This window comes from Microbulbifer taiwanensis, from assembly GCF_014904815.1.
GTDB lineage: Bacteria > Pseudomonadota > Gammaproteobacteria > Pseudomonadales > Cellvibrionaceae > Microbulbifer > Microbulbifer taiwanensis.
The window spans coordinates 1-23,316 of record NZ_JACZFR010000004.1 but is presented as its reverse complement, the minus strand read 5'-3'; the positions used below and the strand labels follow the sequence as shown (position 1 = coordinate 23,316).

Below are 23,316 nucleotides of genomic sequence, written 5' to 3'. Positions count from 1 at the left end.
TAAAAAAGCACCGCGGGGCGCGGGCCCCCCCCGAGGGGGCCCCGGGGGGGCCCCCCCCGCGCACCAGGCATCCGATTAATCCGCCATTCTGTATCTGATCCGGTTGCGCACCCCGTGGCGCTCTACCGGCACTCCATCCTCCAATTGCGGCTGATATTTGAACCTGGCCGCCGCCGCAACCGCCGAGCGGTTGAACACCTCTGTCGGATTGCCGGCGCTGTCGTAGCCCGCCACCGCGTGCACATCCCGGACACTGCCATTTTTCGTAATGGTGAACTCCACCACCACATAGCCCTCCAGGCCCCGGCGCAGTGCTGCCGACGGATAGCGAGGTGCCGGTTTTATTATCGGTAACGGATCTCTTGAAACGACGGCCGGGTCCAGGCCTCCATCACCCGGAACAGGAGGCGACATCACTACGGTGGTTTTACCCGGTTCAACTACTGGATCGATTTTCCGGACCACTATCTGTGGGGGCGGATCCTGGGGTTTTTCCGGCGGCTCAGACAACTCCACTGTCGGTTTCAAGTCCGGTAAATGAATCGGTTTGATCGGAATAAATTCGTCGACCTTCGGCTCGGAATAATCGGTGGCGATCAGGCGACTCATGGCGAATATCAACAGCAGGGTTGCGGCACCCGCAAACGCGAGGTTGCGACCGATATGCACAAGTTGCTTGAGGGAAAAAACCAAGGGATTGGAAAGTGGCGAATAAGCTCTATCCATAACACCTCTCCTGTTTATTGTTAGGGTGTCGAATCGGCGGCCCCTTTATTGGGACAGGCGCCGGAGTTGGAAAAAGCTGATCAGCTACCTTTACTAATTAGTCGATTTACGCGAATTTGCAAATAATTCGCAATTGCATGTTCAATTCTTAACCAGCCTCTTGAACAATAAAAAAGGCCGTACATTGCTGTACGGCCTTTTCAGGGACAAGAGGCTCAGTGAGCGGCAATCAGATCGCCAGCTGCTCCTCACGCTTCTTCTCGCTCTCGACAAAAGAAATCCACTGGGTGGCAGCTTTCTCGGAGCGCTTGTCTTTTTTCGCTTCCTTGAGGTTCTTCAGCGCGGCGTCGTACTTCTTCAGGTTGGCATTGGCCATTCCCAGAATGATGTACACCTGATCCGGGCGTTTGATATTGCCCTTCTTCAGTGCCTTGCCGCCCATCTCGATGGATTTTTCATTCTTGTCCAGGTCCAGGTAGATACCGGCCAGACGCGAATAGATATCACCCTTGTCGGACATCTGGGCAGCGGCTTCCAGTTCGGGGATCGACTTCTGCAGCTCCTGGGCCATCTGGTACGCCTGAGCCAGGGTTTCCAGATTCTTGGAGGTGCGCTTGATCTTCTTCTCCTTGATCCCCTTGTCGATCACCTTGGCGCCCTTGTAGGGCATTTCATTGCCCATAAAGAGATAGCCCATATTCAACAGCTCTTTCTCTTTCTGCAGAGCGCCGGCAATGTAGGCCGACTCCATCATGTGCAGCTGGTCCTGCTCGCGCTTCAGCTCGCCGTACATGCCGGCCAGCTGCTTGTAGTACTCCCCTTTCGGGTAGTGCTTGACCAGTTTCTCGAGAATATTGGTTACTTTCTTGTAATCATTCTTCTCGTAGTAGAGGAACCGCTGCAGGCCGAACCAGCTTTCCTTCGGAATCTTGCCCTCTTTCTCGTACATCGACACGGCTGTGTTGATATCCGCGAGCGCCTTGCCCTGATCACCCTTCTGGTAATAGGCCTGGCCGCGCAGGGCGTAAGAGTCCGCGTTGATCTGGTCTTTCTCGGCGGCGGCGAACCACTTGTTCAGGTAATTGATCGCCTGGTCGTAGTTCTCGGTCACGAAGTACAGCTGGGCGATGGTCAGCAGGGTACCCACTTCCAGCGCCACCGGCAGGTTTTCAGCGCCCTGCGCCAGCACCTTTTTGTAGTAGGTAATCGCTTCCTTGTACCGCTCCATGCTGTAGTAGACGAAGCCGTAGAAGTAGTACATCTGCGCAGTTTCGTAGCCGTTGTACTTGCTCTTGCCGGCTTCCATTTCCTTCAGTGCCGCCAGTGCCGCCGGCCAGTTACTTGCGTCGGCCGCCTCCTGCACCTTGCCCAGCTTCTTGTACACGTTTTCCCGCATCGCCGGTACTTTACGCGTCTTCTCCTGGGCTTCCGCCTTGCCGAAGGAGGCAGAGACACCCGCTGCCTCAAGCACGGTCACACTGACCGCCGGTGCCAATACCAGGGGCAGCGCGACAGCAGTTCGCAAAGAGCTGCGCAAGACGAACTTGGACAGCCCTTTCGCCATGGTCGTCATATTCATATATGCGTCCCCTTTAGTTCTTGGCCATGTTGAAGCTGATCTTGGTCCGGACACCCGGTACCTCGATCGCCTGCCCATCCTGGACTCGCGGCTTGTACTTGTACTTCATCGCGGACTTGATCGCCGCGCGGTTGAAGATAGTCGTTGGGTTGCCATCCAGGGTGAAGGCCTCGATCACCTTCGGGTCACGAACGGAGCCGTTGGTGGTCACGGTGTATTCCACGATCACATAGCCCTCGATACCCCGCTGCAGCGCGCGACGCGGATACTGCGGCTGTACCTTCACGATGGGCAGATAGTCGCCCTCGCTGGCAAAACCGCCGATACCGCCCACCTTCAGGTCTGCATTCGCACGCGGCGCAGACATGTTGATGGAGTCATCGAGGTCCGGTTGATCGAACTCTGGTTCCGGCATTTCCGGCGGCGGAGTTTCCGGCTCGTCGGGCTTGTCCGGTTTGCTGGTGTCGTACTGGGTTTCGATCTTCTGATCAGGCATCACCACGTCGGCAACCTTGATCTGCTCCTCTTCTTCGGGAGCACCCAGGTTTGCCTCGATCAGCGCATGCATGGTGAAGATCAGGGCAAAGGTAGTGGCTACCGCCAGCGCACCTGCCCCTAATAGTCTTACCGGATTCATAGCTGTTAACTCTTTTCTGTCGCGACCGAAACTTTCTCGATACCAATCTTCCTGGCGGCATTTGCAATCAGGGCGATCTTCTCGATACTTGCTTCTTTATCGGGCTGAATTACCAACCACCCTTTCGGGTTTTCCGCGTAGAGGCGTTCCAGGGTGAGTTTCACCTGACGCTCATCGACTTTCTCTTTGGCAATCCAGATTTCGTTGTTTTCGTTGATCGCTACCAGAATAGAGGCGGCTTTGAGTTCCGACTGTGTCGCTTCCGGCTTGACTACTTCTTCGCCCGGCTCCTTGATAAAGGTCGCCGTGACGATGAAGAAGATCAGCATGATAAACACCACGTCCAGCATGGGCGTGAGGTCGATCGCTCCTGCTTCTTCTTCGGCCGTATTTTGTTTTCTGCTCATAGCAACTCTCTTAGCGAACTTTCTCGGCATGTCCCTCGCGAGGAGGGACCCCGGCGAAAGTTTCTGGCTTGGCTAAACCTTCGCGGCAGACAGCGCAGGGCTGGTATCTGCCGCCTGTGGTGCCTTAGTGATCCATCGTCAGATGGTCTTCCAGCAGCTGAGTTTCGCGCTCCGCCTTACGGGTGATGTAGGTATTGGCAAATACACCAGACAGTGCCGCAACCATACCCGCCATAGTAGGGATGGTCGCCATGGATACACCACTGGCCATCTGCTTGGCATCACCACCACCGGTAATCGCGAGGACCTCGAAGACATTGATCATGCCCCAGACGGTGCCCAGCAGCCCGAACAGGGGTGCCAGGGCCACACAGGCCTGGATCATGTCCATATTGTCCTGGATCTTCTCGGATACCCGTGAAATCAGCGCTTCGCGGATGCGGTGGGCATTCCAGGATTTGCGCTCGGAGCGCTCCTCCCACTGGTCCACCGCACCCTGGACATCCTGCTTCAACGATTTATTGAAGTAGAAAGCCCGCTCAAAAATCAGCGTCCACATAAAGAAGGTCAGGCCGGCGATCAGAAACAGTACTGGCCCGCCCGACGCCATAAAGGCGTTGACGGCGGCCCATGCGTCATTCAATGCGTGCATGTTGCCGCCTCCTCTTATTTACGCTCGGCGTTTTCCGCCACGATACCGGCGCTCTGCTCATCCAGGATGTGCAGGATGCGCTTGGCGCGACCGTTCACGATGGTGTGCATCAGTACGGTCGGGATAGCGACACACAGACCCAGAACGGTGGTTACCAGTGCGGAGGAAATACCGCCCGCCATGGCTTTCGGATCGCCGGCGCCGAAGATGGTGATCGCCTGGAAGGTGATGATCATACCGGTCACGGTACCCAGCAGACCCAGCAGCGGAGCCACCATGGCGATGATCTTCAGCAGGTTCAGGCCGGACTCGATGGCCGGGCGCTCTTTCAGCACCGCCTCTTCCATCTTCAGCTCCAGGGTCTCGCCATCGATACCCTTGTTTTCCTCGGCAACAGCCAGAACACGACCCAGCGGGTTGTTGGTGTTCGGAGAAGAGGAACGCAGCTGGGCGCTTACCTTGGCGCTGACGCCGGACAGGACGATCAGGCGGAAGATGGCCAGCAGCATGGCGAAGACACCAACGGCAGTGATGATGTAGCCAACCGGGCCACCCTGGTGCCAGCGCTCGACAATGCTCGGGCTGTTGATCATGGCCTTCAGGTAGGAACCACCGGTCGGGCCGGTCGGGTCAACACCGAAAGCGGTGAAGCCGGAAGTGGCGTTCTGCAGGTTTTCAGCCATGGACAGGTACTTGCCATCGGGCTGGCGAATCAGCTCGGCCATCCTGTGGGCGTCGTTCATTTCCAGGTACTTGCCGTTGGAAACCAGGTTGAAGTTACCCACGCGGACAACTTCCTGCTCGACCTGCTCGCCGTCGGGCTTGATCACGGTGCTGGTGAACTTGACCACCTTGCCGGACTCAACAGTCTCGCGCTGCAGCTCGTACCACAGACGCTCGATTTCCTCGATGGTCGGCAGCTTGGTGGCGGAGTTCATTTTGTCGATCAGGGAGTCGATGAACTCGGTGCGGCCCGGGTATTGCGCAGACACGATGGAACTATCGATGTTGGCACGCAGGTCGCCGGCGGTGGAGGTCAGGTGACCGAACAGCTCTTTCAGAGACCCCAGGCGCTCGTCCAGTTGCTGGCGCTTCTGCTGCACCAACACTTCCTGCTCCTGGTATTTGGCTTCCAGGCGCTCGGAACGGGCTTCTTCAGAGGTGCGGGTGTCTACGGCCTTGTTCAGCAGACCCTGCTGGTTAGCCTTCTGGCGACGGAAATCAGCTTCGCGCTGCTTGTGTTCTTTGGACTCGGCAATTTTGGACTGCTGAACCATTTTCAGGAGCTGGTCCAGGGAAGTGGCCTTGTCCTGGGCAACAGCGGAGACGCTGATCAGGCCAGCTGCTGCAGCGATTAGTACGCGTTTGGCGATAGAGGTTTTCATTGCGCTGCCTCCGGAGCCGGGATCGGCGTGGTAATAATGTCGGTGGTGGCCTGCTTCTTGGCGATTTTCAGGCCGTTCATCAGGGCGCGGCGGTATTCGCCGGAGTCGACCTCAACCCAGGCCTTCTGTTCTTTGTCATAGGCCAGGGAGATCTTGGAATCGGTAGTCTGAGCCAGCAGGGCGATACGGCCGATCTGCAGCACGTTTACTTCGCGATCCTGACCACCCACATTCAGGGTGTCGCTGTAGGTGTCGATCTTGCGCGCGTATTCGGCTTCGAAGTTGTACAGCTCCAGCACCTGACGGAATTTCTCCGCAACGGTGATATCGGAACGGTCCATATTGTTCTTCACGCCTTCGAGGTTGGCCATGCGCTCGTCAATTTTGAAGGGCATGTCCAGCGCTACAAACTGCTCCAGGCCATCCAGCATGCGCAGAATCAGCGGCTGGATCTGGCGCTCGATCACGGTGACGTTTTCGATGGATTCGTCCAGCTCTTTGATAACCGCGAGCTGGTTGGCCAGCTGCTTCTCCAGCTGGCGGTTGTAGACGCGCAGACCGTCGATTTCTTTGTTAACTACCTTGAAGTCCTGCAGCAGGCTGCTGGTTTCTTCGGCAATCTTGTCGATACGCTTTTGCGAGGCCTGGGCCGCAGAGGTCTTCTGCTGGCCGACTTTGAGGACATTATCGAGAGTATCCGCAGTGGCTACGCTGCCGTAGAGCGCGCCGGCAGACAGCGCAGTGGTCAGCGCCACAGCCATGAATCGCTTGGTTTTCATTAGACCCCCCAGTGGGTTCAATATTTCACAACATGGTCGCGATGAGTTAGCTGCCACAACGCGGTGTCCTTTTGTTTTAAAAACATTGGCTTGAAGACAGCTAAGAGCCGCACATTGTAAACAGCCGATTTGATTATTCAAATGCCGATTGACAGTATCGGCTCGCATGAGTAGCAAGGTAACAACTGGGTAACAACCCCGGGTCACATGCACACATTTGCGACGGCATTCCCTGTCTGAGCAGCGAAGGAATTTAACAGAGTGATCACTAATTGATCAAATTGTTTTTATTTCAACCTGTCGTACTGGACTAAACAGTAGCTATATTCGTCCCTGTCCGACTCGGGGTAACACTGGCGACTGACCTCTCCCCAGCAGTCATCCAGCTCGGGAAAGAATGCGTCCCCGTCCACTGCGGCGGCCACTTCGGTGAGATAGACACGACTGGCCAGCGGCAGGGACTGGCGATAGATCTGCGCGCCGCCAATCACCATCACTTCGCCCGCGCCGGTCTCCACAGCTGACTGAGCGGCCATATCCAGTGCCTGCTCCAGTGACGAGGCACAGACTACGCCATCGGCGCACCAGTCCGGATTGCGGCTGATCACAATATTGACGCGCCCCGGCAGCGGCCGGCCGATGGACTCGAAGGTCTTGCGCCCCATGACCACCGGCTTGCCCAGGGTGGTGCGTTTGAAGAACTGCAGGTCGCCGGAGATGCGCCAGGGCAGCCCGTTGTCGCGACCTATGGCGCCGTTGCGCGCCACCGCCGCAATCAGGGCGATAGGGATGTCTTTCATCTATATACCTACTGGATCACCGCGGCGCCGGCTACACCGCCACCGGCGCCGGGATATGCGGGTGCGCCTCGTAGCCGCGCAGCTCGAAGTCCTCGAAGCGGAAGGCAAAGAGGTCGCTCACCTGCGGATTCAGGTACATCTGCGGCAGCGGCAGCGGCTGGCGACTCAACTGTTCCTCCACCTGCTCCATATGGTTGGAGTAGAGGTGGGCGTCGCCGAAAGTGTGGATAAACTCCCCCGGCTCCAGGCCGCACACCTGCGCCAGCATCAGCGTCAGCAGGCTGTAGGAGGCGATATTGAAGGGCACGCCGAGGAAGATATCGGCACTGCGCTGGTACAACTGGCAGGACAATTTGCCGTCTGCCACATAGAACTGGAAGAGGGCGTGGCAGGGTGCCAGCGCCATGCGCCCGGCGGCGGCATTGTCTGCCGGGGACACACCTTCGTCCGGCAGGTCCGCCGGATTCCAGGCACTGACAATGAGGCGGCGCGAGTCGGGGCGGGTCTTCAGCTGCTCGAGCAGCTGTTCTATCTGGTCGATACGGCGGCCGTCCGGTGTCGGCCAGGAACGCCACTGGTGACCATAGACAGGCCCGAGGTCACCGTCGTCTGTGGCCCACTCATCCCAGATACGCACGCCCTGCGCCTTCAGGTAGGCGATATTGGTGTCGCCGCGCAGGAACCACAGCAGCTCGTGAACGATCGAGCGCAGATGGCACTTTTTGGTGGTGATCAGCGGAAAGCCCTCGGCCAGGTCGAAGCGCATCTGGTAACCGAATACACTCAGGGTGCCGGTGCCGGTGCGATCGCTCTTGCGGGTGCCGTTGTCGCGCACGTGGCGCATCAGGTCGAGATACTGCTTCATCTATTGCGCTCCCCCTTTCTGCGCGCGCCCTTCCGGCAGCGGCTGGGTGCGGTAACTCCACACCAGCAGCGCTATGCCGGCAGCGATCATCGGCAGGCTCAGCTCCTGGCCGCGGGTCATCCAGCCGAACCACTCGTAGCCGATATGGGCGTCCGGCTCGCGCACAAACTCCGTCAGGAAGCGGAAGATACCGTAGAGGGTCAGGAAGAGACCGCCGACCGCCAGGCGCGGGCGCGGTTTGCTGGAAAACCACCAGAGCACCGCGAACAGCACCAACCCCTCGAGAAATGCCTGGTACAGCTGCGACGGGTGGCGCACCAGCAACTCCGGGTCCCGCGGGAAGACCATACCCCAGGGAGCATCGGTGGGCCGACCCCAGAGCTCCTGGCCGATAAAGTTGCCGATGCGGCCGAGCCCCAGGCCAATGGGCACCAGCGGCGCGACAAAGTCGATCAGTGCCGGGAAGGTGGTGCCGATCTTGCGCGCGTAGATTGTCGCGGCCAGCATCACGCCGACCAGGCCGCCGTGGAAGCTCATACCGCCCTCCCACACCTTGAACAGGGACAGCGGATGCTCGACCAGCTCGCCGAAGTTGTAGAAGAACATATAACCCAGGCGTCCGCCCACCACGACACCGATGGCGCAGTAGAGAATCAGGTCCTCCACCTCCGACTTGATCACCGGCGACCAGGGCTTGGCGGAGCGTTTCAGCGCCAGCCACCAGGCGGCGACAAAACCGGCCAGGTACATCAGGCCGTACCAGTGCACTTTCAGCGGGCCAATGGCGATGGCGACGGGATCTATTTCGGGGTAGGGGATCATTGAGACTTCACAGTTATTGGCAAGGGCGTTGACTTGGGCGAAATGTTACCAGCTAAACAGTTCGGAGAGTAATGCGGAATGATGAACGCGGACCAATCTGCCGGGAGCAGATTTGCACAGCCGGAGCCTGCCCGCGAAGCGGGTGAAGTGCAGGGATGCACTTCATGAATGCGGAAACACGCCGTATTAGCGGCTACTATTCCGCATTAACGCAGTACATCCCTGTACTGCGCCCCTTCGGGGCAGCCTTCGGCTGTGCAAATCGGCTATCCTGCCGATTTGTCATCATTCCGCATTTCAATTCATGTGCCTATTACTCTTCGCCTACCGCTGCCACCCGCAATACCCGCTGCTGCTGATGGCCAACCGGGACGAGTTCTACCATCGCCCCACGGCACCGGCGGCCCCCTGGGAAGATGGCCAGCTGGTCGCCGGTCGCGACCTCCTGGCCGGCGGCACCTGGGCCGGCATCGCCCGCGGTCGCGCGGCGGCGGTAACCAATATGCGTGAGCCGCAAGTGCCGGCGCCATCGGAACCCCTGTCCCGAGGCGATATCCCGCGGGACTTCCTGCTCGGAGGGGCCGAACCCGGCGATTTCACCATGGGCCTGGCCGCCCAGCGCTACCGCGGCTTCAACGCCCTGCTGTTCCAGCTCGATGCCGGCAGCGAGCTGGTGTGCGCCGGCAACCGCCACAGCCCCTTCTCCTTCACCTCCGGTATTCACGGCATTTCCAATGGCGCGCCGGACGCACCCTGGCCCAAGGTCGAGAAAGGCAGGGCCGAAGTAGCGCGGATAGTGGCGGGGATCGGCGCTGAAATTGATGAGGACAACTTCGTGCAACCGGCCCTGGCCCTGCTACAGGACAGGAGCGAGGCTGCGCCGGCCGACCTGCCCAGTACCGGCGTGGGGCCGGAGCTGGAACTGGCGCTGTCGCCTATCTTTGTACAGATAGACAGGCGCGACGATATTCCCGCCGCTGCCGCCGGCGACAGCGCGGGGGGGTACGGTACCCGCGCCAGCACCCTGATCGCCATAGACAGGCGCGGTCGCACCCAGCTATGGGAGCAGAACTACACTGCCGGGCGCGCCGACGGCCCCCTGCGCCACTTTGCCCTCGGCTGATCCGCCCGGCGACCACAAACTACAGACTCCCGGGTCAGCCAGGCCGCCAACTAATGTAAAAAGAATTAAACGCCAAGCAAATTTTCCGATTGTTGCCATACTTATTCTCACAGACCGCATTTGGTTGAGTTACGCGCAAGCCGACTCGATTCGCGGTCTATATAAAAGGAAGGTCGCGCGGGACGCATGACACAGGCGGGCCGTCGGTAACTATCGACGAACAACAGGACCGGCTCGCCGCAGGTTGGGAAGGTATTAACGATCTGGCGCCCGCTTTCTTGTAATCAGGCAAACCGGGCCCTGCAGTATCGCTGAGGTACCATGTCGTATTTCAACCCAGAGCGCCGCACACGCAAATCACCGCTGCCGCTGCTGACACTCGGCAGCCTGTGCGTCTTTGCCCTTTACTATGCCTTTGCCGCCAACCAGAAGACGGTGCCGGTACTGCCGGAGAACGCCGTGCGCCCGCACCTGGTGCACTGGCTGGAGGAGAATCCCGACGCCTGGCCGGCACAGGACCCCATCTTCAACCCCGCTGCGGTGCGCCGCATCTACCAGCGCACCGACTACCGGCTGCTGTGGTTTGACAACTACAGCCTCAGCGACACCGCCAATGACCTGCTCAAGCAGCTCACCGCGGCCAGCTCCGGCAACCCCAGCAGCATGGTGGACTACCGCTACCACCTGGGCTATTTCGACCGCACCCTGCGCGATACACCGCAGCGACTGCAAATGGCGGCGGTGCTCGACGTACTGCTGACCGACGCCTTCGTGTCCTATGCCCAGGACACGCAGCTCGACAAGATCAGTCCCAAGAGCCGCCCGCCGCGGGATATCACCCCGGTCTACCGCGACCAGGGCGGCTTCCAGCTGGTGGCACTGCCATACACTCGACAGGCATCCACCAACCCCAGCGGGCGCAAATACTTTCGCGGCTACAACCGCGGCAGTACCACCGCCAACGGCCGCAGCCGCTACTATGCGCGCGACTACAATATCGACCGCTCGCGCCACTATTCCACCTGGGGTAGTCGCAGCAACAGCCGCGGTTACAACAATCGCGCCTACAACGTCCGCAGTTACGACAACAGCACCCGGGATGGCCAGCCACCGGTCGGCGGAGTCTCGGAAAACAGCGAGGGGCCCTATATCGCAGAAAACAGGCCCTACGGCAGCGATGCCTATGCCCTGCGCGACGAACTGGCGCGCCTGCGCGCCATCTCCGCCAGCGGTCGCTGGCGCCCGCTGCCACCGGGACCGGCGATGACCATAGGTGCGCGCCACCCCCATGTGGCCCTGCTGCGCAATATGCTGTCCCTGTACGGTGACTATTACCGCTACGGCGGCGAACCCAACAACAATCAGTTTGACCGGCGCCTGCACGAGGCGGTGCTGCGCTTCCAGGGGCGCCACGGTTTAAAGCAGGATGGCATCGTCGGCCGCGAGACGCGCAAACGCCTGAACCTGTCCCCGACCGCGCGGGCACAGATAGTCGAGACCAATATCCGCCGCCGCGAACAGCTGCCGGCGAGCCTGGGCAGCCGCTTTATCCAGGTCAACGTGCCCGAGTACAGGCTGCACTATGTGGAGGAAGACAGGGTCAGGCTGTCGATGAACGTGGTAGTGGGCAAGAAGATTCACGAGACACCGGAGATCACCACCCGCGTCAGCAAGGTGGTGTTCAACCCCACCTGGACGGTGCCGCGCAGCATTCTGGTCAACGAGCTGCTACCCAAGGCCCGCGCCAACCCCCAGGGCATGGAGAACATGGGCTACCGGGTAGTCAGCGGCAGCGGCAAACACCTGCCTCTGACACCGAAGAACCTGTCCGCTGCCGGTGCCGGCTCCTTCCTGCTACGCCAGATGGGCGGCGAGGACAACATCCTCGGGCGGGTGAAGTTCGAGATCCCCAACAAGCACGATATCTACTTGCACGACACCCGCGCCCGCAGCCTGTTCAGCCTCACCGACCGCGACTACAGCCACGGCTGTATCCGCCTGGAGAAACCACGCCACCTGGCGGAAGCGCTGCTCAGTCCGGAGGGCGACTGGGACCAGTGGCGCATAGACCAGCTGACCGTCGGCGACGAGACCACCGAGGTCAAGCTGGCGCAGAAGGTAAAGGTCTATATCACCTACTGGACCGCCTGGGTGGACGGTGAGGGACGCCTGAACTTCCGCGACGACATCTACGGCAAGGACGGTCTTTCGGCCAACCAGTGGTGAGCGACTGATGGTCAGTGGCGGGGGATCACACCGCCACTGGCCAGCATCCGGCAATATTCCCTAAAGGTATTTCGACCCTCCCCTCTCGCAGGTTACCAATGTGAGCAAGACGAACGTCTTACTCACAGGGGTGACTTATGGGTGCTGGCAACCGGCTCCACTTATTTCGCGACACTTCCCGCCGCTACGGCACGAATCAATACTGCGGCGTATCGCGCCACTGCAGTGCCCTGGCGCTGGCTCTGGCACTGTCCCTGAACCTGGAATTGCCCCAGGCCAACGCGGAGCCCCGTACCAGTGGGCCCGACGTGGACGTCGAAAGCAGCGACCCATATGTCCCATACGGTCGCCAACACGCACTGATGCGTGAGGAACTGGCCCGCTACCGCGCGCTGGCCGAGGGCGACCACTGGCAGCCCCTGCCCGCGGGGCAGACACTGGCGCCGGGGATGCGCGACGCGCGCGTGGCGCGACTGCGCAGCCTGTTGATGCAGTACGGCGACTACCGTTTGGATGACCATACGGACAACAGCGCCGCCGCAGACGAATACGACCCACCCCTCCAGGACGCGGTGCGGCGCTTCCAGCGTCGCCACGGACTCAAGGAGGACGGGCTGGTGGACGAGCGCACCCGCACCCGCCTGAACGTCAGCCCGGCGAAGCGGGCACAGACACTGGCGGCGAACCTACTGCGCTGGCAGCAGCTGCCCAAGGACTTGGGGCCGCGCTATATCCTGGTCAATGTCCCCGATTTCAGTCTGCGACTGGTCGATGGCGAGCGCGAACAGTTCCGCATGCGCGTGGTGGTGGGCAAGCCCAAGCACAAGACGCCCCAGATCGCGACGCGCATGACCCGCGTGGAGTTCAACCCCACCTGGCGGGTACCGCGCAATATCGCCCTGCGCGAATTGCTGCCCAAGGGTAGCGCCAGCCTGTCTGCCAACGGTTACCGGCTGGTCAATCACCGCGGCCGCTCAGTCCCTTTCACCAGCGGAAACATCGCGGCCATCCGCCGCGGCAAAGTGATGCTGCAGCAGAAGGGCGGACCCGGCAACGCACTGGGTCGGGTCAAGTTTGTGATTCCCAACCGCGAAGCCATATTCCTGCACGACACCAACAGTAAACACCTGTTCAAACGCAGCCAGCGCGCCTTCAGCCACGGTTGTATCCGCCTGGAAAAACCGCTGGAGTTCGCCCGCATGATGCTGGCGCAACAGAACGACTGGAGCGATGCGCGCATCGAGCGAACCCTGCACAGCAGTCGAACCCGTGGAGTAGCGCTGGAGAACCCGATCCCCGTCTACATCGCCTACTGGACCGCCTGGGTAGACGAGGAGGGACTGTTGCAATTCCGCCCGGATATCTACGGTCGCGACAACCTCCAGGAGACCGCCGACGGCGGTGCGGACGAAGACAGAGAAGCAGCGGAGTAAACCATGGCGAACAGCACCGCCATATACCGGACCCGCCGCTGGCTGTCGGCCCTGGCGACCCTGGCGCTGGCAGCCGCGCTGCCGCTGGCCGGTGCCGCGCGCACCGCGGCGCCGGAGCCGGTGCGCGCCCTGGACCCCGCCAGTATCGGGGCTCAGCTGCGCAGTGAGGCCAACCGCTATCGCCAGCTGGCGCAGCAGTGGCAACCCCTGGCCGCGGGCGGCCGATTGCAGGCCGGTGACAGGGGCGAGCGGGTGGTGCAACTGCGCAGACTGCTCCAACTCTACGGGGATTACCGCGGCCTGCCCGGCCCCCTGTCGGCCGGCAATTCCGATCCGCGGCGCTTCGACGGCGCCCTGCAACAGGCGGTGGAAAACTACCAGCGCCGCCATGGACTGAATGCCGATGGCGTCGCCGGAGCCGGCACATTGACAGAATTGGCCGTGTCGCCCGCAGAGCGCGCACAGCAGCTCGAACTGAACGCCAAACGCTGGGGCAAACTGTCGGTTCCCAGCGACGGCCGCTATCTCCTGATCAATGTACCCGACTACCAGCTGCTACTGGTGGAAAAAGGGCTGGTCAGGCTGAGCATGAAAACCGTGGTCGGCAAGACCAGCAGCCGCACACCCACAATGCGCAGCCGCGTCACCAATATCGTATTCAACCCCACCTGGACGGTGCCGCGCAGCATCCTGCTGACGGAGCTGCTCCCCAAGGCGCGCCACAATCCCGAGGCCATGCACAGGCGCGGCTATCGCGTGGTCAATTACCGCGGGGGCGACACAGTCCCCATCTCCGCAGACGGCCTGGACCGCGCGGCCCACGGCAACGCCACCCTGCGCCAGGTGGGCGGCCCCGGCAACTCACTGGGTCGGGTCAAGTTCGTGATTCCCAACCGCCAGGCAATATTCCTGCACGACACCCAGGCCCAGAGCCTGTTCGAGAAGCGCGAGCGCGCCTTCAGCCACGGTTGTATCCGCCTGCAACAGCCGGAAGAGCTGGCCTATGCACTACTGCAGCCCCAGGGCTGGGACAGAACCCGAATCGCCCAGGCGACCACCGGTGACAAGACAGTCAATATCAAGGTAGAGAAGCCGCCGCGGCTCTATATCACCTATATGACCGCCTGGGTGGATGGCACCGGGCGCGCCCAGTTTCGTCGCGATATCTACCACAGAGATGGGGACTCCGAAGCCGGCGACTAGTCCCGATTCGGCCCAACTTCAGGCATCCGGACCTCTCCCCACCCGGTTCCGGGTCAAAATCCGCCATTTCGGGTCAAATTTGCACCAACCAGTCACAGAAAAATTTTTTTTCAGTAACCAGCCCCTCAATGACAACGCTGTCGCGGAAAATTCTCGCACACAGGTCCCGAGCGCCCATTTCCCGGAAGCCGCCGTAGTCCAACAAGCAAAAAAGTACCAGTGCTCCCCTTCGAATATTTGCGAATTAGCGAAGATCAGTTTGTAACCACCGGTTATTTTTTGTACATTTCTCCCCGTGCCCAGAGGCGCCAATCGCCACAAGGGCCACCGACGAGACACACACGACGAGGCGGAAACTAGGTATGAAGAATCCATCCAGACGTCGATTCCTGGCAGTGACCTGCGCAACAGCCGCGGCGGTCAGCGCCGGGCCGACTTTCGCAAAAGTGGGCAACGCCCGCACATTGAAAATGCGCAACCTGCACACCGGGGAAAGGCTGAGTACCGCCTACTGGTCCGGTGGCAGCTACGACAGCAGCGGCCTGAAGCAATTCAACCGCCTGCTGCGCGACCACCGCGCCAATGAATCTACGCGTATGGACCCGAAGCTGTTCGACATCGTCTACAAGCTGAAGGAAAAACTGAACTTCAGCGGTGAGGTCGAGATTATCTCCGGTTACCGTTCGCCCAAGACCAACGCCAAGCTGCGCGCCGCCGGCCGCGGCGTGGCCCGCCGCAGCTACCACACCCGCGGTATGGCGCTGGATATCCGCTTCCCGGGTATCAGTACCTCCAAGCTGCGCCAGGCGGCCATCAACCTGAAGGCCGGTGGTGTGGGTTACTACCCGAAGAGCGGCTTCGTTCACGTGGATACCGGCCCCGTACGCCGCTGGTAACACGACACCATCCCCAGGGGCGAACCCAGTGTTCGCCCACTACCAGAAGAGGCCGCCGGGGCAATCCGGCGGCCTTTTTTGCGTCCACCCAAATGATGTCCGAAAATACCCGCTCGATGCCCACTAACACCAGCTCAGCCGATACTACAGCCAGCCATAATCCTGTCCTCAATTGACACAGGAGAAGAGCAATGGCACAAACAGCCCTGTTGGTTATCGACGTTCAGGACTCCTTCCTGCATATGCCCTACTGGGACGATACCGGTTTTGACGACTACCTTGAGCGACTCAACCGGCTGATCGCGAGCGCCCGGGCACGGAATTGGCGGGTGGTACACATACTGCACGAGCGCGCGGGCAGTCCCTTCGACCCGGCCGGGCCGCTGGTCAGGACCATGGCGGGTGTGGACAGACGCGAGGGTGACGCGGAATTCCGCAAGCGGGTACACAACGCCCTGACCGACAGCGGTCTGCACCAGTGGCTGCAGGAGCAGGGCATCGCAAAACTGGTAATCGCCGGCCTGCGCACAGAACAGTGCTGCGAGACCAGCACGCGGGTGGCCAGCGACCTCGGCTACGAAGTGGTCTTCGTCACCGACGCCACCCACACCTTCCCCATGCGCCACAAGGGCAGCGGCACCGTCTTCGATGCCGATGCCCTCAAGTTGAAAACCGAACTGGTACTGGAGGATCGCTTTGCCCGCATTGCCAGTGTGGCGGACTACGCCGCCGCCACTGCCTGAGCACCTGTGGTTCCTGCTGCCGCCCGGCGTCCACCTGCTGGATCTGGCCGGGCCGGCGCAGGTACTGACCCACCCTCGACTCGGTAGCGCGCGGCCCCACTATATCGGCAGCTCCAGCCAACTGCGCGCCGCCCAGGGGCTGCCACTGCACCAGCTGGAATCACTGCCGCAGACATTGCCACCGCGCAGCTGGCTGCTGGTCATCGGCTGTCACAGGTCCGCCGAGCTGCTGCACAGTAATACAGGCCGGGAGCTGGCCCACTGGCTGGCGCGGGTGCAACCCCAGTCCGACCTGACCGCCTGCATCTGCTCGGGCGCTTTGCTGGCCGCGCGTGCCGGCCTGCTCGACGGCAATGCCTGCACCACCCATCACCAGCTGCTGGACGAGCTGCGCGCACTGGCACCGCGCGCGCAGGTCAGGGAAAACTGCCTGTTTACCTGTGCCGGCAATCTATGGACCAGCGCCGGCATCGCCTCCGGTATGGACCTGTGCCTGCACCTGGTAGCCCAGCACTGGGGCTACGAGGCGGCCAATACAGTGGCCCGCGACCTGGTGCTCTACCACCGCCGCAGCGGCGGCGACCCACAGCTGGATATCCGGCTGCAGCACCGCAACCATGTGAACCAGCGCCTGCACCGACTGCAGGACCGGATACTGCAGAAGCCGGGTCACCCCTGGACTGTGGCAGAACTGGCGGGAGAGGTGCACCTGAGCCAGCGACACCTGTCGCGCCTGTTCAGGGAACAGCTGGGCCTGTCTCTCAAGAGTTATCTGCAGCAGGTGCGCCTGGCGCACGCGGAACAGCTGTTGCGGGAGGGGGGCAGGACAGTCGACCAGGTGGCGGAGGCAGTGGGCTACGAGTCGGCGCGACAGCTTCGGCGCCTGTGGCACCAGTATCGCGGCGGGCCGCCGACCGGCCTGGCCAGCGACTGAGGGCCAGGGGGTTGGGCCCGATGGGAACTGTTCCACACCTCCCCCTGGGCCCACAGGGGGCCCATGCGGAAAGTTCGGTAACAAAGGAGCACAGCCAAAGCGTTCAGATCAAGGCGGGAAAGCGCAGGAATAGCAGCGTTATTTCAAGCTTTCTCAACGCAGAGCTGGGCGCTTTGGCGACGCGAAGTGTTACACAACTTTCCGTATGGCCCACTAGGGCCCATCCTCCATCTGCAGGCTGACCGGCGTCATCCCCTCCCCGGCCCCCGGCCCCTTTACGGGCCCGGCCATCAATCCGGCGAGCTGCTCCAGCAGTCCGCGCGCCTGCGCCAGCTGATTCAGTTCCGCCAGTTCGATCGGGTCCTCCATTTTCAGCAGCAGCTCCTCCAGTTGGGCGAAGGTCTGCGTCAGGGCGCTCACCTGGTGGCGGTCCAGCAGCAACTCGGCCAGGCCGGGTCCCTCCTCGGGCAGCCAGTTGGATTGCAGTGTCCCGAGTATTGCCAGTATCGCCTGCTTGGAGTCCGCCGCGCGGCCGCTCTCTACATCGCTTTCCGAGCTTTCCGGCAGGCGCCGCAGTACTTCTTCGTCCAGCAGGCGGGTGTGCGCGGCGCGGATCTGCTGCAGGCGCGCGGCGGGTCCCAGGGCGAGGAAGTGGCGCGACAGGTCGTTGGCGCCGGTGGGCCAGCGGCGCGCCAGGCCGTCCAGATCCTCCGCCATGCCGCGACCAATCAGTCGGGTCAGCTCGCGCCGGCGGTTACCCGCCAGCGCCTCGGGCTTCTCGCCCTCGGTAACCGCATTGAACTGCTCGGGGGTGCGCTCGCTGGTGGGGCCCCAGAGCATGATCTCCATGGCGTGGAAACCGGTGCTGGCCTCCTCGTGGGCAGTCAGGCGGTGCTGCTTGCGCAGATTGGCCAGGGTCAGCTCGATGGCGGTGTCGTTGACGATACCGCTGTCCGAGTAGCCCGGCACCGTATCCAGGTACCCGGGTTGCACCGGCCAACTGTCCAGGGCCAGCAGCAGCTGACGCCCCTGACTGCGGAGCTCTGCCGGCGCAAAGGCCAGCTCGATATAGGGCAGCGCCGCAGTAAACTCCCGGTGCGCCTCCAGCCAGGCCAGCTTGGCCGCCTCCAGGTGATCCTCACCGGGCTGGTCGAGCAGGGTAACCACGGCGCGCTCCAGTGCCTCGACGGCGGCCTGGGCGTCGATCAGCTGCGCCTGGCCCGCCTGCCAGAGGCCCTGGGTCATCTCCTCCGCGGCCTGCGCATTGAACACCTGCGGGGCCGCACTCTGTTCCACCTGAGGCTCTTCCACGCGCTTCTGTTCGCAGGCCGCGAGCCCTGCCAAGAGCACGCACAGCAATACCAGTTTCCCGCGCCGAATCAACTTTCCGCTCACAAAATTCCCCAGATTCGTCCAAGTGGCGACAAATGTTTCACACCACATTATTCGCTGTCGCGCAGGCTGATCACCGGCCAGCCGCGCGCTTCCGCCTCGGCGCGCAGGCGCGCGTCCGGATCCACCGCAACCGGGTGCTGCACCTGTTGCAACAGCGGCAGGTCGTTGATGGAGTCGCTGTAGAACCATTTGTCCCCGTCGTCGTATTCCGGGTGATGCGCCAGCCACTGGCGCAGGCGTACCACCTTGCCACCCTGGTAGCAGGGCTCCCCCACCACCCGACCGGTAAAGCGGCCCTCCAGTTCCTCCGGCTCCGTGGCCAGCAGTGTGTCCACCCCCAGGCGCGCGGCGATCGGCTCCACCACAAAGCGGTTGGTGGCGGTGATGATCATAATATGGTGTCCGTCGCGGCGATGCCGACTGATTAACTCTTCCGCCCGCGGCAGCCAGATTTCACTGATCACTTCCTGCATGAATTCCCGCTGCAGATTGTCGAGCTGGCCGCGGGAGAGCTGTGCCAGGGGTTCCAGGGCGAACTCCAGGTAGGCGAAGATATCCAGCTCGCCGCGCTGGTACTCCCGATAGAAGCGGTCATTGGCGGAGCGATAACGCTCGCCGTCGACATGCTCGCGCTCCACCAGGAACTCTCCCCAGGCGTGATCGCTGTCGCCGCCTATCAGCGTGTTGTCGAGATCGAAAATTGCCAGATGCACCGCAGACTCCCTAGTAACTATAGATTCCCTTGGACAATTCCTCCGCCAGGCGGCGCAATTGACGCCGCCGGCGCGGCGGGCAATTTTACCCCGCCGGCGGGCGCTGCACACCGACCAATTCACGCCAAGGCCTAATTGCCGTAGTGCCCCCCGCTGTGGAACAATGCAGAACAAGCATGCGCGGCGGCTGGCCGCGCGCAATAGAATTGAGGACGGTATTTTGGGCGACGGCAAGCCAGCGCAAGCCGGGCGAAAAAACCGCCGCAGATCCGCCAAACAGTCTAACCGCAGCGACAGCCCCAGCAGCAACAGGAAGAGCGGGGGCCGCGGCGGCGACAACAGCAGCAATATCGACGCCGAGGGCTTTCGCCCCAATGTCGGAATCATTGTGCTGAATGCCCGCGGCCAGGCGCTGTGGGCTCGGCGGGTGGGTGGCAAGGACGCCTGGCAATTTCCCCAGGGCGGTATCAACCCGGGCGAGACCCCGGAGCAGGCGCTGTACCGGGAACTGTACGAAGAGGTAGGCCTGACCCGGGAGCAGGTCAGTATGATCGCCTGCACCCGCGGCTGGCTGCGCTACCGGCTGCCGCAGCGGCTGATCCGCCGGCGTTCCGAGCCCCTGTGTATCGGGCAGAAGCAGAAGTGGTACCTGCTGAAGCTGGAGGCGCCGGAGAGCGTCATCAGCTTCAACAACGGCTACAAACCGGAATTCGACCACTGGCGCTGGGTCAGTTACTGGCACCCGCTCAGCAAGGTGGTGACCTTCAAGCGCGAGGTGTACCGACGCGCACTGACCGAACTGGCCCCGCAGCAAATACAATTGGAGAGACGCTGGCTGCAGGAGCAGGATCAATCCTGACCCGCGGCCGGTCCGACTGCGGGCAAAATCTATCGATCCTTATGCATTGATAGACAGGGATAAGTGATATCCTAGCCGGCCAAGTAACTCCGTTGAATGGCGAGGACAAGCCTTTGCTCGGATCTCTGCGCAGTATTGTTCAGGAAGTCAACACGGCCCGGGACCTGCCCGCGGTACTGGATATTATCGTGCGCCGGGTGCGCGAAGTAATGCACACCCGCGTCTGCTCCGTCTACCTGCGCGACAAGCAGTCCGGCAACTATGTCCTCATGGCCACCCGCGGCCTCAACCAGAACGCCGTCGGCCAGGTACACCTGGCCCCCGGCGAGGGCCTGGTGGGCAATGTGGTGACCCGCGAAGAGCCCATCAACCTGGAGCAGGCCGAGGCCCACCCCGCCTACCACTATTTCCCGGCCACCGGCGAGGAGCGCTTCAGCGCCTTTCTCGGCACCCCGATCATTCACCACCGCACCGTACTCGGTGTCCTGGTCGTGCAGCAGGCGGAGAAGCGCCGCTTCGACGAGGGCGAGGAGGCCTTTCTGGTCACCCTGTCGGCGCAGCTGGCCGGCGTCATCGCCCACGCCGAGGCCACCGGCGCCCTGGCCACCATCGGCCAGCAGCGGCGCGAGGCCAAATTTGACGGTATTGCCGCCTCCCCCGGTGTGGCCATTGGCCGCGTGCATATCGTCGCCCCCCAGGCCAACCTGGCCACAGTGCCCTACTCCTGCTGCATGGATGTGGACGCGGAACTGGAACTCTTCCACCAGGCGCTGGCCAATGCCAGGGAAGAGATACGCGCCGTGGGCGAGCGCCTCAAGGACGACCTCAATCGCGAGGAGCGCGCCCTCTTCGACGCCTATATCAGCATGCTCGACGACAGCTCCCTGGCCGTCGAGGTCTGCGACCGTATTCGCCAGCAGGTGAGCGCGCCCCGCGCCTGGGCCGAAGTGATGCTGGAACATGTGCGCCGCTTCGAGGCCATGTCCGACTCCTATTTCCGCGACCGCGCCGCCGATGTGCGCGACCTGGGCGCGCGGGTGCTGATGCACCTGCGCCAGCAACAGCAGAGCCAGCGCGACTATTCGGAAAACACCATCCTGATCGGCGAGGAACTCACCGCGGCGGTACTGGCGGAAGTGCCGCGGGAAAAACTCATCGGCGCGGTTTCCGTGAAGGGCTCTGCCAACAGCCACGTGGCGATTATCGCCCGCGCCATGGGCCTGCCGGCAGTCATGGGCGCGCAGGACCTGCCCTACGAGACCATAGACGGCGCCGATATTGTCGTGGACGGCTACCGCGGCGAGCTGCACGTACACCCGGGCGCGGAACTCCGGCGCCGCTACGACAGTATCGTCGCCGAGGAGCGCGAACTGGCCCGCAACCTGGACCACCTGGCGAGCCTGCCGGCGGAGACCGCCGACGGCCACCGGGTGCGCCTGTGGGTCAATACCGGGCTGATGGCGGATGTGGTGCGCTCCCTCGAGCGCGGCGCCGAGGGTGTCGGCCTCTACCGCACCGAGGTGCCCTTCCTGCTGCGCGACCGCTTCCCCTCCGAGGAAGAGCAGCGCGAGATCTACCGCGAACAGCTGCAGGCCTTCGCCCCGCGCCCAGTGACCATGCGCACCCTGGATATCGGCGGCGACAAGGCGCTGGCCTATTTCCCCATCGAGGAGACCAACCCCTTCCTCGGCTGGCGCGGCATTCGCGTGACCCTGGACCACCCGGAGATCTTCCTCGCCCAGGTGCGCGCGATGATGAAAGCCAGCCTGGGGCTCGACAACCTGCGTATCATGCTGCCGATGATCAGCGGCCTGGGCGAACTGGAAACGGCGCGCAAGCTGCTGGAGCGCGCTCACGGGGAGCTGGTGGAGGAGGGCTATGACATCGCCATGCCGCCACTGGGCATCATGATCGAGGTGCCATCGGCGGTCTACCAGGCGCGCGAACTGGCCGCCCACGCGGACTTTATCTCCGTGGGCAGCAACGACCTGACCCAGTACCTGCTGGCGGTGGACCGCAACAACAGCCGCGTAGCCAGTATTTACCACGCCCTGCACCCGGCGGTATTGCGCGCCCTGCAGGAAGTGGTGGACGCGGGTCACGCCGCCAATACCAAGGTGGGTATCTGTGGCGAACTGGCTGGCGATCCCGGCGGTGCCCTGCTGCTGGTGGCCATGGGCTACGACGTACTGTCGATGAACGCCACCAACCTGCCGCGGGTCAAGGCGGCGCTGCGCGCGGTGCGCAAGGCGGATACGGAAAAACTGCTGCAGCAGATTATGGGCATGCACTGCCCGGAGCAGATAGAGGAGACATTGCGGGCCTATATGAAGCGGATAGGCCTGAAGGCGCTGTTGCAACCGGTGGGGGGACAGTGACTGCCTTGGTCAGTGGGGGACAGGGCGAACCACAGAGACCCCCCTAAACCAGACACCCACAGCAGAATGCCAGCGGCTTTTTATGGACCCTGGCAAAGCGGCACGGCTTTTGTGTTAATCAATAATTATCCATCTTCTTCTGCCACAAATTTGCGGTAATCATCCGCGCTCATCAGGTCGTCCAGCTCTTTCAGGTTGCTCGGCTTGACGCGGACTATCCAGCCGTCGCCGTAGGGGTCACTATTGACCAACTCCGGATCATCGTCCACGAGCGAGTTGATTTCGATCACCTCCCCGGTGACCGGTATATAGATCTCGCTGACGACCTTGACCGCCTCCACATAACCCAGGGATTCGCCTAGATTGAAACTGGCACCCACTCGCGGGAAGTTCACATAGACCATATCGCCCATCTCGGCCTGCTTGTGATCACTGATGCCGATGGTAACCTTGCCGTCCTTCGATTCCGCCCACTCGTGACTAGACGAATAGTAGAGTCCGTCTGGAATTTTACTCATTTCTCTATCCTTGTATGATTTATCGTCAACTGGCAACTTATCGCCTGCCCCACGCAACAGCACAGCCAGAAGAGTTCGCGGCGCCCCGGCAGAATGGCCCACCAAGGGTCGGGGATCAATAATACGGCGGAAGCTCTGGAAGAACGCCGCGCCGCTTTCCCACAGCCCATAAATAAAAAAGCAGGTGCGATTTCTCTGCGGGTTTTTTTTTTTTTCTTTCCCGGAGGGGATTATTCCTCGCGT

22 protein-coding genes are annotated in these 23,316 nt (G+C 61.8%); 9 read left to right on the top strand and 13 right to left on the bottom strand.

Annotated features, from left to right (window positions below):
- Positions 1 to 75: 75 nt before the first annotated feature.
- The 10 genes from IG627_RS00795 to lgt all read right to left on the bottom strand — a co-directional run bounded on the left by IG627_RS00795 (position 76) and on the right by lgt (position 8,652).
- The gene (locus IG627_RS00795) at positions 76 to 726 is read right to left on the bottom strand and encodes an energy transducer TonB (RefSeq protein WP_193189242.1); all 651 of its coding nucleotides are present in this window, start codon (positions 724 to 726) and stop codon (positions 76 to 78) included.
- Between the two features lie 229 nt (positions 727 to 955).
- Complete coding sequence (locus IG627_RS00790) at positions 956 to 2,305, bottom strand: tetratricopeptide repeat protein (protein ID WP_193189241.1); 1,350 nt, start codon at positions 2,303 to 2,305, stop codon at positions 956 to 958.
- Between the two features lie 13 nt (positions 2,306 to 2,318).
- Positions 2,319 to 2,942, bottom strand: a complete 624-nt coding sequence (locus IG627_RS00785; RefSeq protein ID WP_193189240.1) for an energy transducer TonB — start codon at positions 2,940 to 2,942, stop codon at positions 2,319 to 2,321.
- Between the two features lie 5 nt (positions 2,943 to 2,947).
- Entirely contained in the window at positions 2,948 to 3,349 is a 402-nt protein-coding gene (locus tag IG627_RS00780) for an ExbD/TolR family protein (protein WP_193189239.1), read from the bottom strand.
- A 124-nt stretch (positions 3,350 to 3,473) separates the two neighbouring features.
- The gene (locus IG627_RS00775; protein ID WP_193189238.1) at positions 3,474 to 4,001 is read right to left on the bottom strand and encodes a MotA/TolQ/ExbB proton channel family protein; all 528 of its coding nucleotides are present in this window, start codon (positions 3,999 to 4,001) and stop codon (positions 3,474 to 3,476) included.
- Between the two features lie 14 nt (positions 4,002 to 4,015).
- On the bottom strand, positions 4,016 to 5,386 hold the full coding sequence (locus IG627_RS00770; protein WP_193189237.1) for a MotA/TolQ/ExbB proton channel family protein: 1,371 nt from the start codon (positions 5,384 to 5,386) through the stop codon (positions 4,016 to 4,018).
- Positions 5,383 to 6,165 carry a DUF3450 domain-containing protein gene (locus IG627_RS00765; RefSeq protein WP_193189236.1) on the bottom strand — a complete coding sequence of 261 codons (783 nt, stop codon included), beginning with the start codon at positions 6,163 to 6,165 and terminating at the stop codon, positions 5,383 to 5,385. The genes IG627_RS00770 and IG627_RS00765 overlap by 4 nt, the downstream gene beginning before the upstream one ends.
- A gap of 287 nt (positions 6,166 to 6,452) precedes the next feature.
- On the bottom strand, positions 6,453 to 6,965 hold the full coding sequence (locus IG627_RS00760; protein WP_193189235.1) for a dihydrofolate reductase: 513 nt from the start codon (positions 6,963 to 6,965) through the stop codon (positions 6,453 to 6,455).
- Positions 6,966 to 6,996: 31 nt separating this feature from the next.
- Positions 6,997 to 7,830: a thymidylate synthase gene (locus IG627_RS00755; RefSeq protein ID WP_193189234.1), complete on the bottom strand. Its 834-nt coding sequence runs from the start codon at positions 7,828 to 7,830 to the stop codon at positions 6,997 to 6,999.
- Complete coding sequence (gene lgt, locus IG627_RS00750; protein ID WP_193189233.1) at positions 7,831 to 8,652, bottom strand: prolipoprotein diacylglyceryl transferase; 822 nt, start codon at positions 8,650 to 8,652, stop codon at positions 7,831 to 7,833.
- Between the two features lie 304 nt (positions 8,653 to 8,956).
- Between lgt and IG627_RS00745 the strand changes: the two genes are divergently transcribed.
- The 7 genes from IG627_RS00745 to IG627_RS00715 all read left to right on the top strand — a co-directional run bounded on the left by IG627_RS00745 (position 8,957) and on the right by IG627_RS00715 (position 17,210).
- Entirely contained in the window at positions 8,957 to 9,775 is an 819-nt protein-coding gene (locus IG627_RS00745) for an NRDE family protein (RefSeq protein ID WP_193189232.1), read from the top strand.
- A 321-nt stretch (positions 9,776 to 10,096) separates the two neighbouring features.
- Complete coding sequence (locus IG627_RS00740) at positions 10,097 to 12,001, top strand: L,D-transpeptidase family protein (RefSeq protein WP_193189231.1); 1,905 nt, start codon at positions 10,097 to 10,099, stop codon at positions 11,999 to 12,001.
- A 137-nt stretch (positions 12,002 to 12,138) separates the two neighbouring features.
- A complete protein-coding gene (locus tag IG627_RS00735; protein WP_193189230.1) occupies positions 12,139 to 13,434 on the top strand; it encodes a L,D-transpeptidase family protein in 1,296 nt (431 codons plus the stop codon).
- Between the two features lie 3 nt (positions 13,435 to 13,437).
- Positions 13,438 to 14,637 carry a L,D-transpeptidase family protein gene (locus tag IG627_RS00730; RefSeq protein WP_193189229.1) on the top strand — a complete coding sequence of 400 codons (1,200 nt, stop codon included), beginning with the start codon at positions 13,438 to 13,440 and terminating at the stop codon, positions 14,635 to 14,637.
- Between the two features lie 362 nt (positions 14,638 to 14,999).
- Positions 15,000 to 15,533: a DUF882 domain-containing protein gene (locus IG627_RS00725; RefSeq protein ID WP_193189228.1), complete on the top strand. Its 534-nt coding sequence runs from the start codon at positions 15,000 to 15,002 to the stop codon at positions 15,531 to 15,533.
- Positions 15,534 to 15,724: 191 nt separating this feature from the next.
- On the top strand, positions 15,725 to 16,276 hold the full coding sequence (locus IG627_RS00720) for an isochorismatase family protein (protein ID WP_193189227.1): 552 nt from the start codon (positions 15,725 to 15,727) through the stop codon (positions 16,274 to 16,276).
- Positions 16,230 to 17,210, top strand: a complete 981-nt coding sequence (locus IG627_RS00715; protein ID WP_193189226.1) for a GlxA family transcriptional regulator — start codon at positions 16,230 to 16,232, stop codon at positions 17,208 to 17,210. The genes IG627_RS00720 and IG627_RS00715 overlap by 47 nt, the downstream gene beginning before the upstream one ends.
- 213 nt (positions 17,211 to 17,423) lie before the next feature.
- Here the strand turns inward: IG627_RS00715 and IG627_RS00710 are convergent, their stop codons facing one another.
- A complete protein-coding gene (locus IG627_RS00710; RefSeq protein WP_319024456.1) occupies positions 17,424 to 18,605 on the bottom strand; it encodes an imelysin family protein in 1,182 nt (393 codons plus the stop codon).
- 47 nt (positions 18,606 to 18,652) lie between these two features.
- Positions 18,653 to 19,318: a histidinol-phosphatase gene (locus IG627_RS00705; RefSeq protein WP_193189225.1), complete on the bottom strand. Its 666-nt coding sequence runs from the start codon at positions 19,316 to 19,318 to the stop codon at positions 18,653 to 18,655.
- Between the two features lie 349 nt (positions 19,319 to 19,667).
- Between IG627_RS00705 and IG627_RS00700 the strand changes: the two genes are divergently transcribed.
- Positions 19,668 to 20,177, top strand: a complete 510-nt coding sequence (locus tag IG627_RS00700; protein WP_193189243.1) for an RNA pyrophosphohydrolase — start codon at positions 19,668 to 19,670, stop codon at positions 20,175 to 20,177.
- Between the two features lie 113 nt (positions 20,178 to 20,290).
- Complete coding sequence (gene ptsP, locus IG627_RS00695; protein WP_193189224.1) at positions 20,291 to 22,555, top strand: phosphoenolpyruvate--protein phosphotransferase; 2,265 nt, start codon at positions 20,291 to 20,293, stop codon at positions 22,553 to 22,555.
- A 125-nt stretch (positions 22,556 to 22,680) separates the two neighbouring features.
- Here ptsP and gcvH read toward each other — a convergent pair whose 3' ends face one another.
- Entirely contained in the window at positions 22,681 to 23,073 is a 393-nt protein-coding gene (gcvH, locus tag IG627_RS00690) for a glycine cleavage system protein GcvH (RefSeq protein ID WP_193189223.1), read from the bottom strand.
- Positions 23,074 to 23,316: the final 243 nt, after the last annotated feature.

What these genes read in the sequence shown, in the direction of transcription:
- IG627_RS00795 (WP_193189242.1), bottom strand. Translation starts at nt 726, where the DNA reads ATGGATAGAGCTTATTCGCCACTTTCCAATCCCTTGGTTTTTTCCCTC.
- IG627_RS00790 (WP_193189241.1), bottom strand. Translation starts at nt 2,305, where the DNA reads ATGAATATGACGACCATGGCGAAAGGGCTGTCCAAGTTCGTCTTGCGC.
- IG627_RS00785 (WP_193189240.1), bottom strand. Translation starts at nt 2,942, where the DNA reads ATGAATCCGGTAAGACTATTAGGGGCAGGTGCGCTGGCGGTAGCCACT.
- IG627_RS00780 (WP_193189239.1), bottom strand. Translation starts at nt 3,349, where the DNA reads ATGAGCAGAAAACAAAATACGGCCGAAGAAGAAGCAGGAGCGATCGAC.
- IG627_RS00775 (WP_193189238.1), bottom strand. Translation starts at nt 4,001, where the DNA reads ATGCACGCATTGAATGACGCATGGGCCGCCGTCAACGCCTTTATGGCG.
- IG627_RS00770 (WP_193189237.1), bottom strand. Translation starts at nt 5,386, where the DNA reads ATGAAAACCTCTATCGCCAAACGCGTACTAATCGCTGCAGCAGCTGGC.
- IG627_RS00765 (WP_193189236.1), bottom strand. Translation starts at nt 6,165, where the DNA reads ATGAAAACCAAGCGATTCATGGCTGTGGCGCTGACCACTGCGCTGTCT.
- IG627_RS00760 (WP_193189235.1), bottom strand. Translation starts at nt 6,965, where the DNA reads ATGAAAGACATCCCTATCGCCCTGATTGCGGCGGTGGCGCGCAACGGC.
- IG627_RS00755 (WP_193189234.1), bottom strand. Translation starts at nt 7,830, where the DNA reads ATGAAGCAGTATCTCGACCTGATGCGCCACGTGCGCGACAACGGCACC.
- lgt (WP_193189233.1), bottom strand. Translation starts at nt 8,652, where the DNA reads ATGATCCCCTACCCCGAAATAGATCCCGTCGCCATCGCCATTGGCCCG.
- IG627_RS00745 (WP_193189232.1), top strand. Translation starts at nt 8,957, where the DNA reads ATGTGCCTATTACTCTTCGCCTACCGCTGCCACCCGCAATACCCGCTG.
- IG627_RS00740 (WP_193189231.1), top strand. Translation starts at nt 10,097, where the DNA reads ATGTCGTATTTCAACCCAGAGCGCCGCACACGCAAATCACCGCTGCCG.
- IG627_RS00735 (WP_193189230.1), top strand. Translation starts at nt 12,139, where the DNA reads ATGGGTGCTGGCAACCGGCTCCACTTATTTCGCGACACTTCCCGCCGC.
- IG627_RS00730 (WP_193189229.1), top strand. Translation starts at nt 13,438, where the DNA reads ATGGCGAACAGCACCGCCATATACCGGACCCGCCGCTGGCTGTCGGCC.
- IG627_RS00725 (WP_193189228.1), top strand. Translation starts at nt 15,000, where the DNA reads ATGAAGAATCCATCCAGACGTCGATTCCTGGCAGTGACCTGCGCAACA.
- IG627_RS00720 (WP_193189227.1), top strand. Translation starts at nt 15,725, where the DNA reads ATGGCACAAACAGCCCTGTTGGTTATCGACGTTCAGGACTCCTTCCTG.
- gcvH (WP_193189223.1), bottom strand. Translation starts at nt 23,073, where the DNA reads ATGAGTAAAATTCCAGACGGACTCTACTATTCGTCTAGTCACGAGTGG.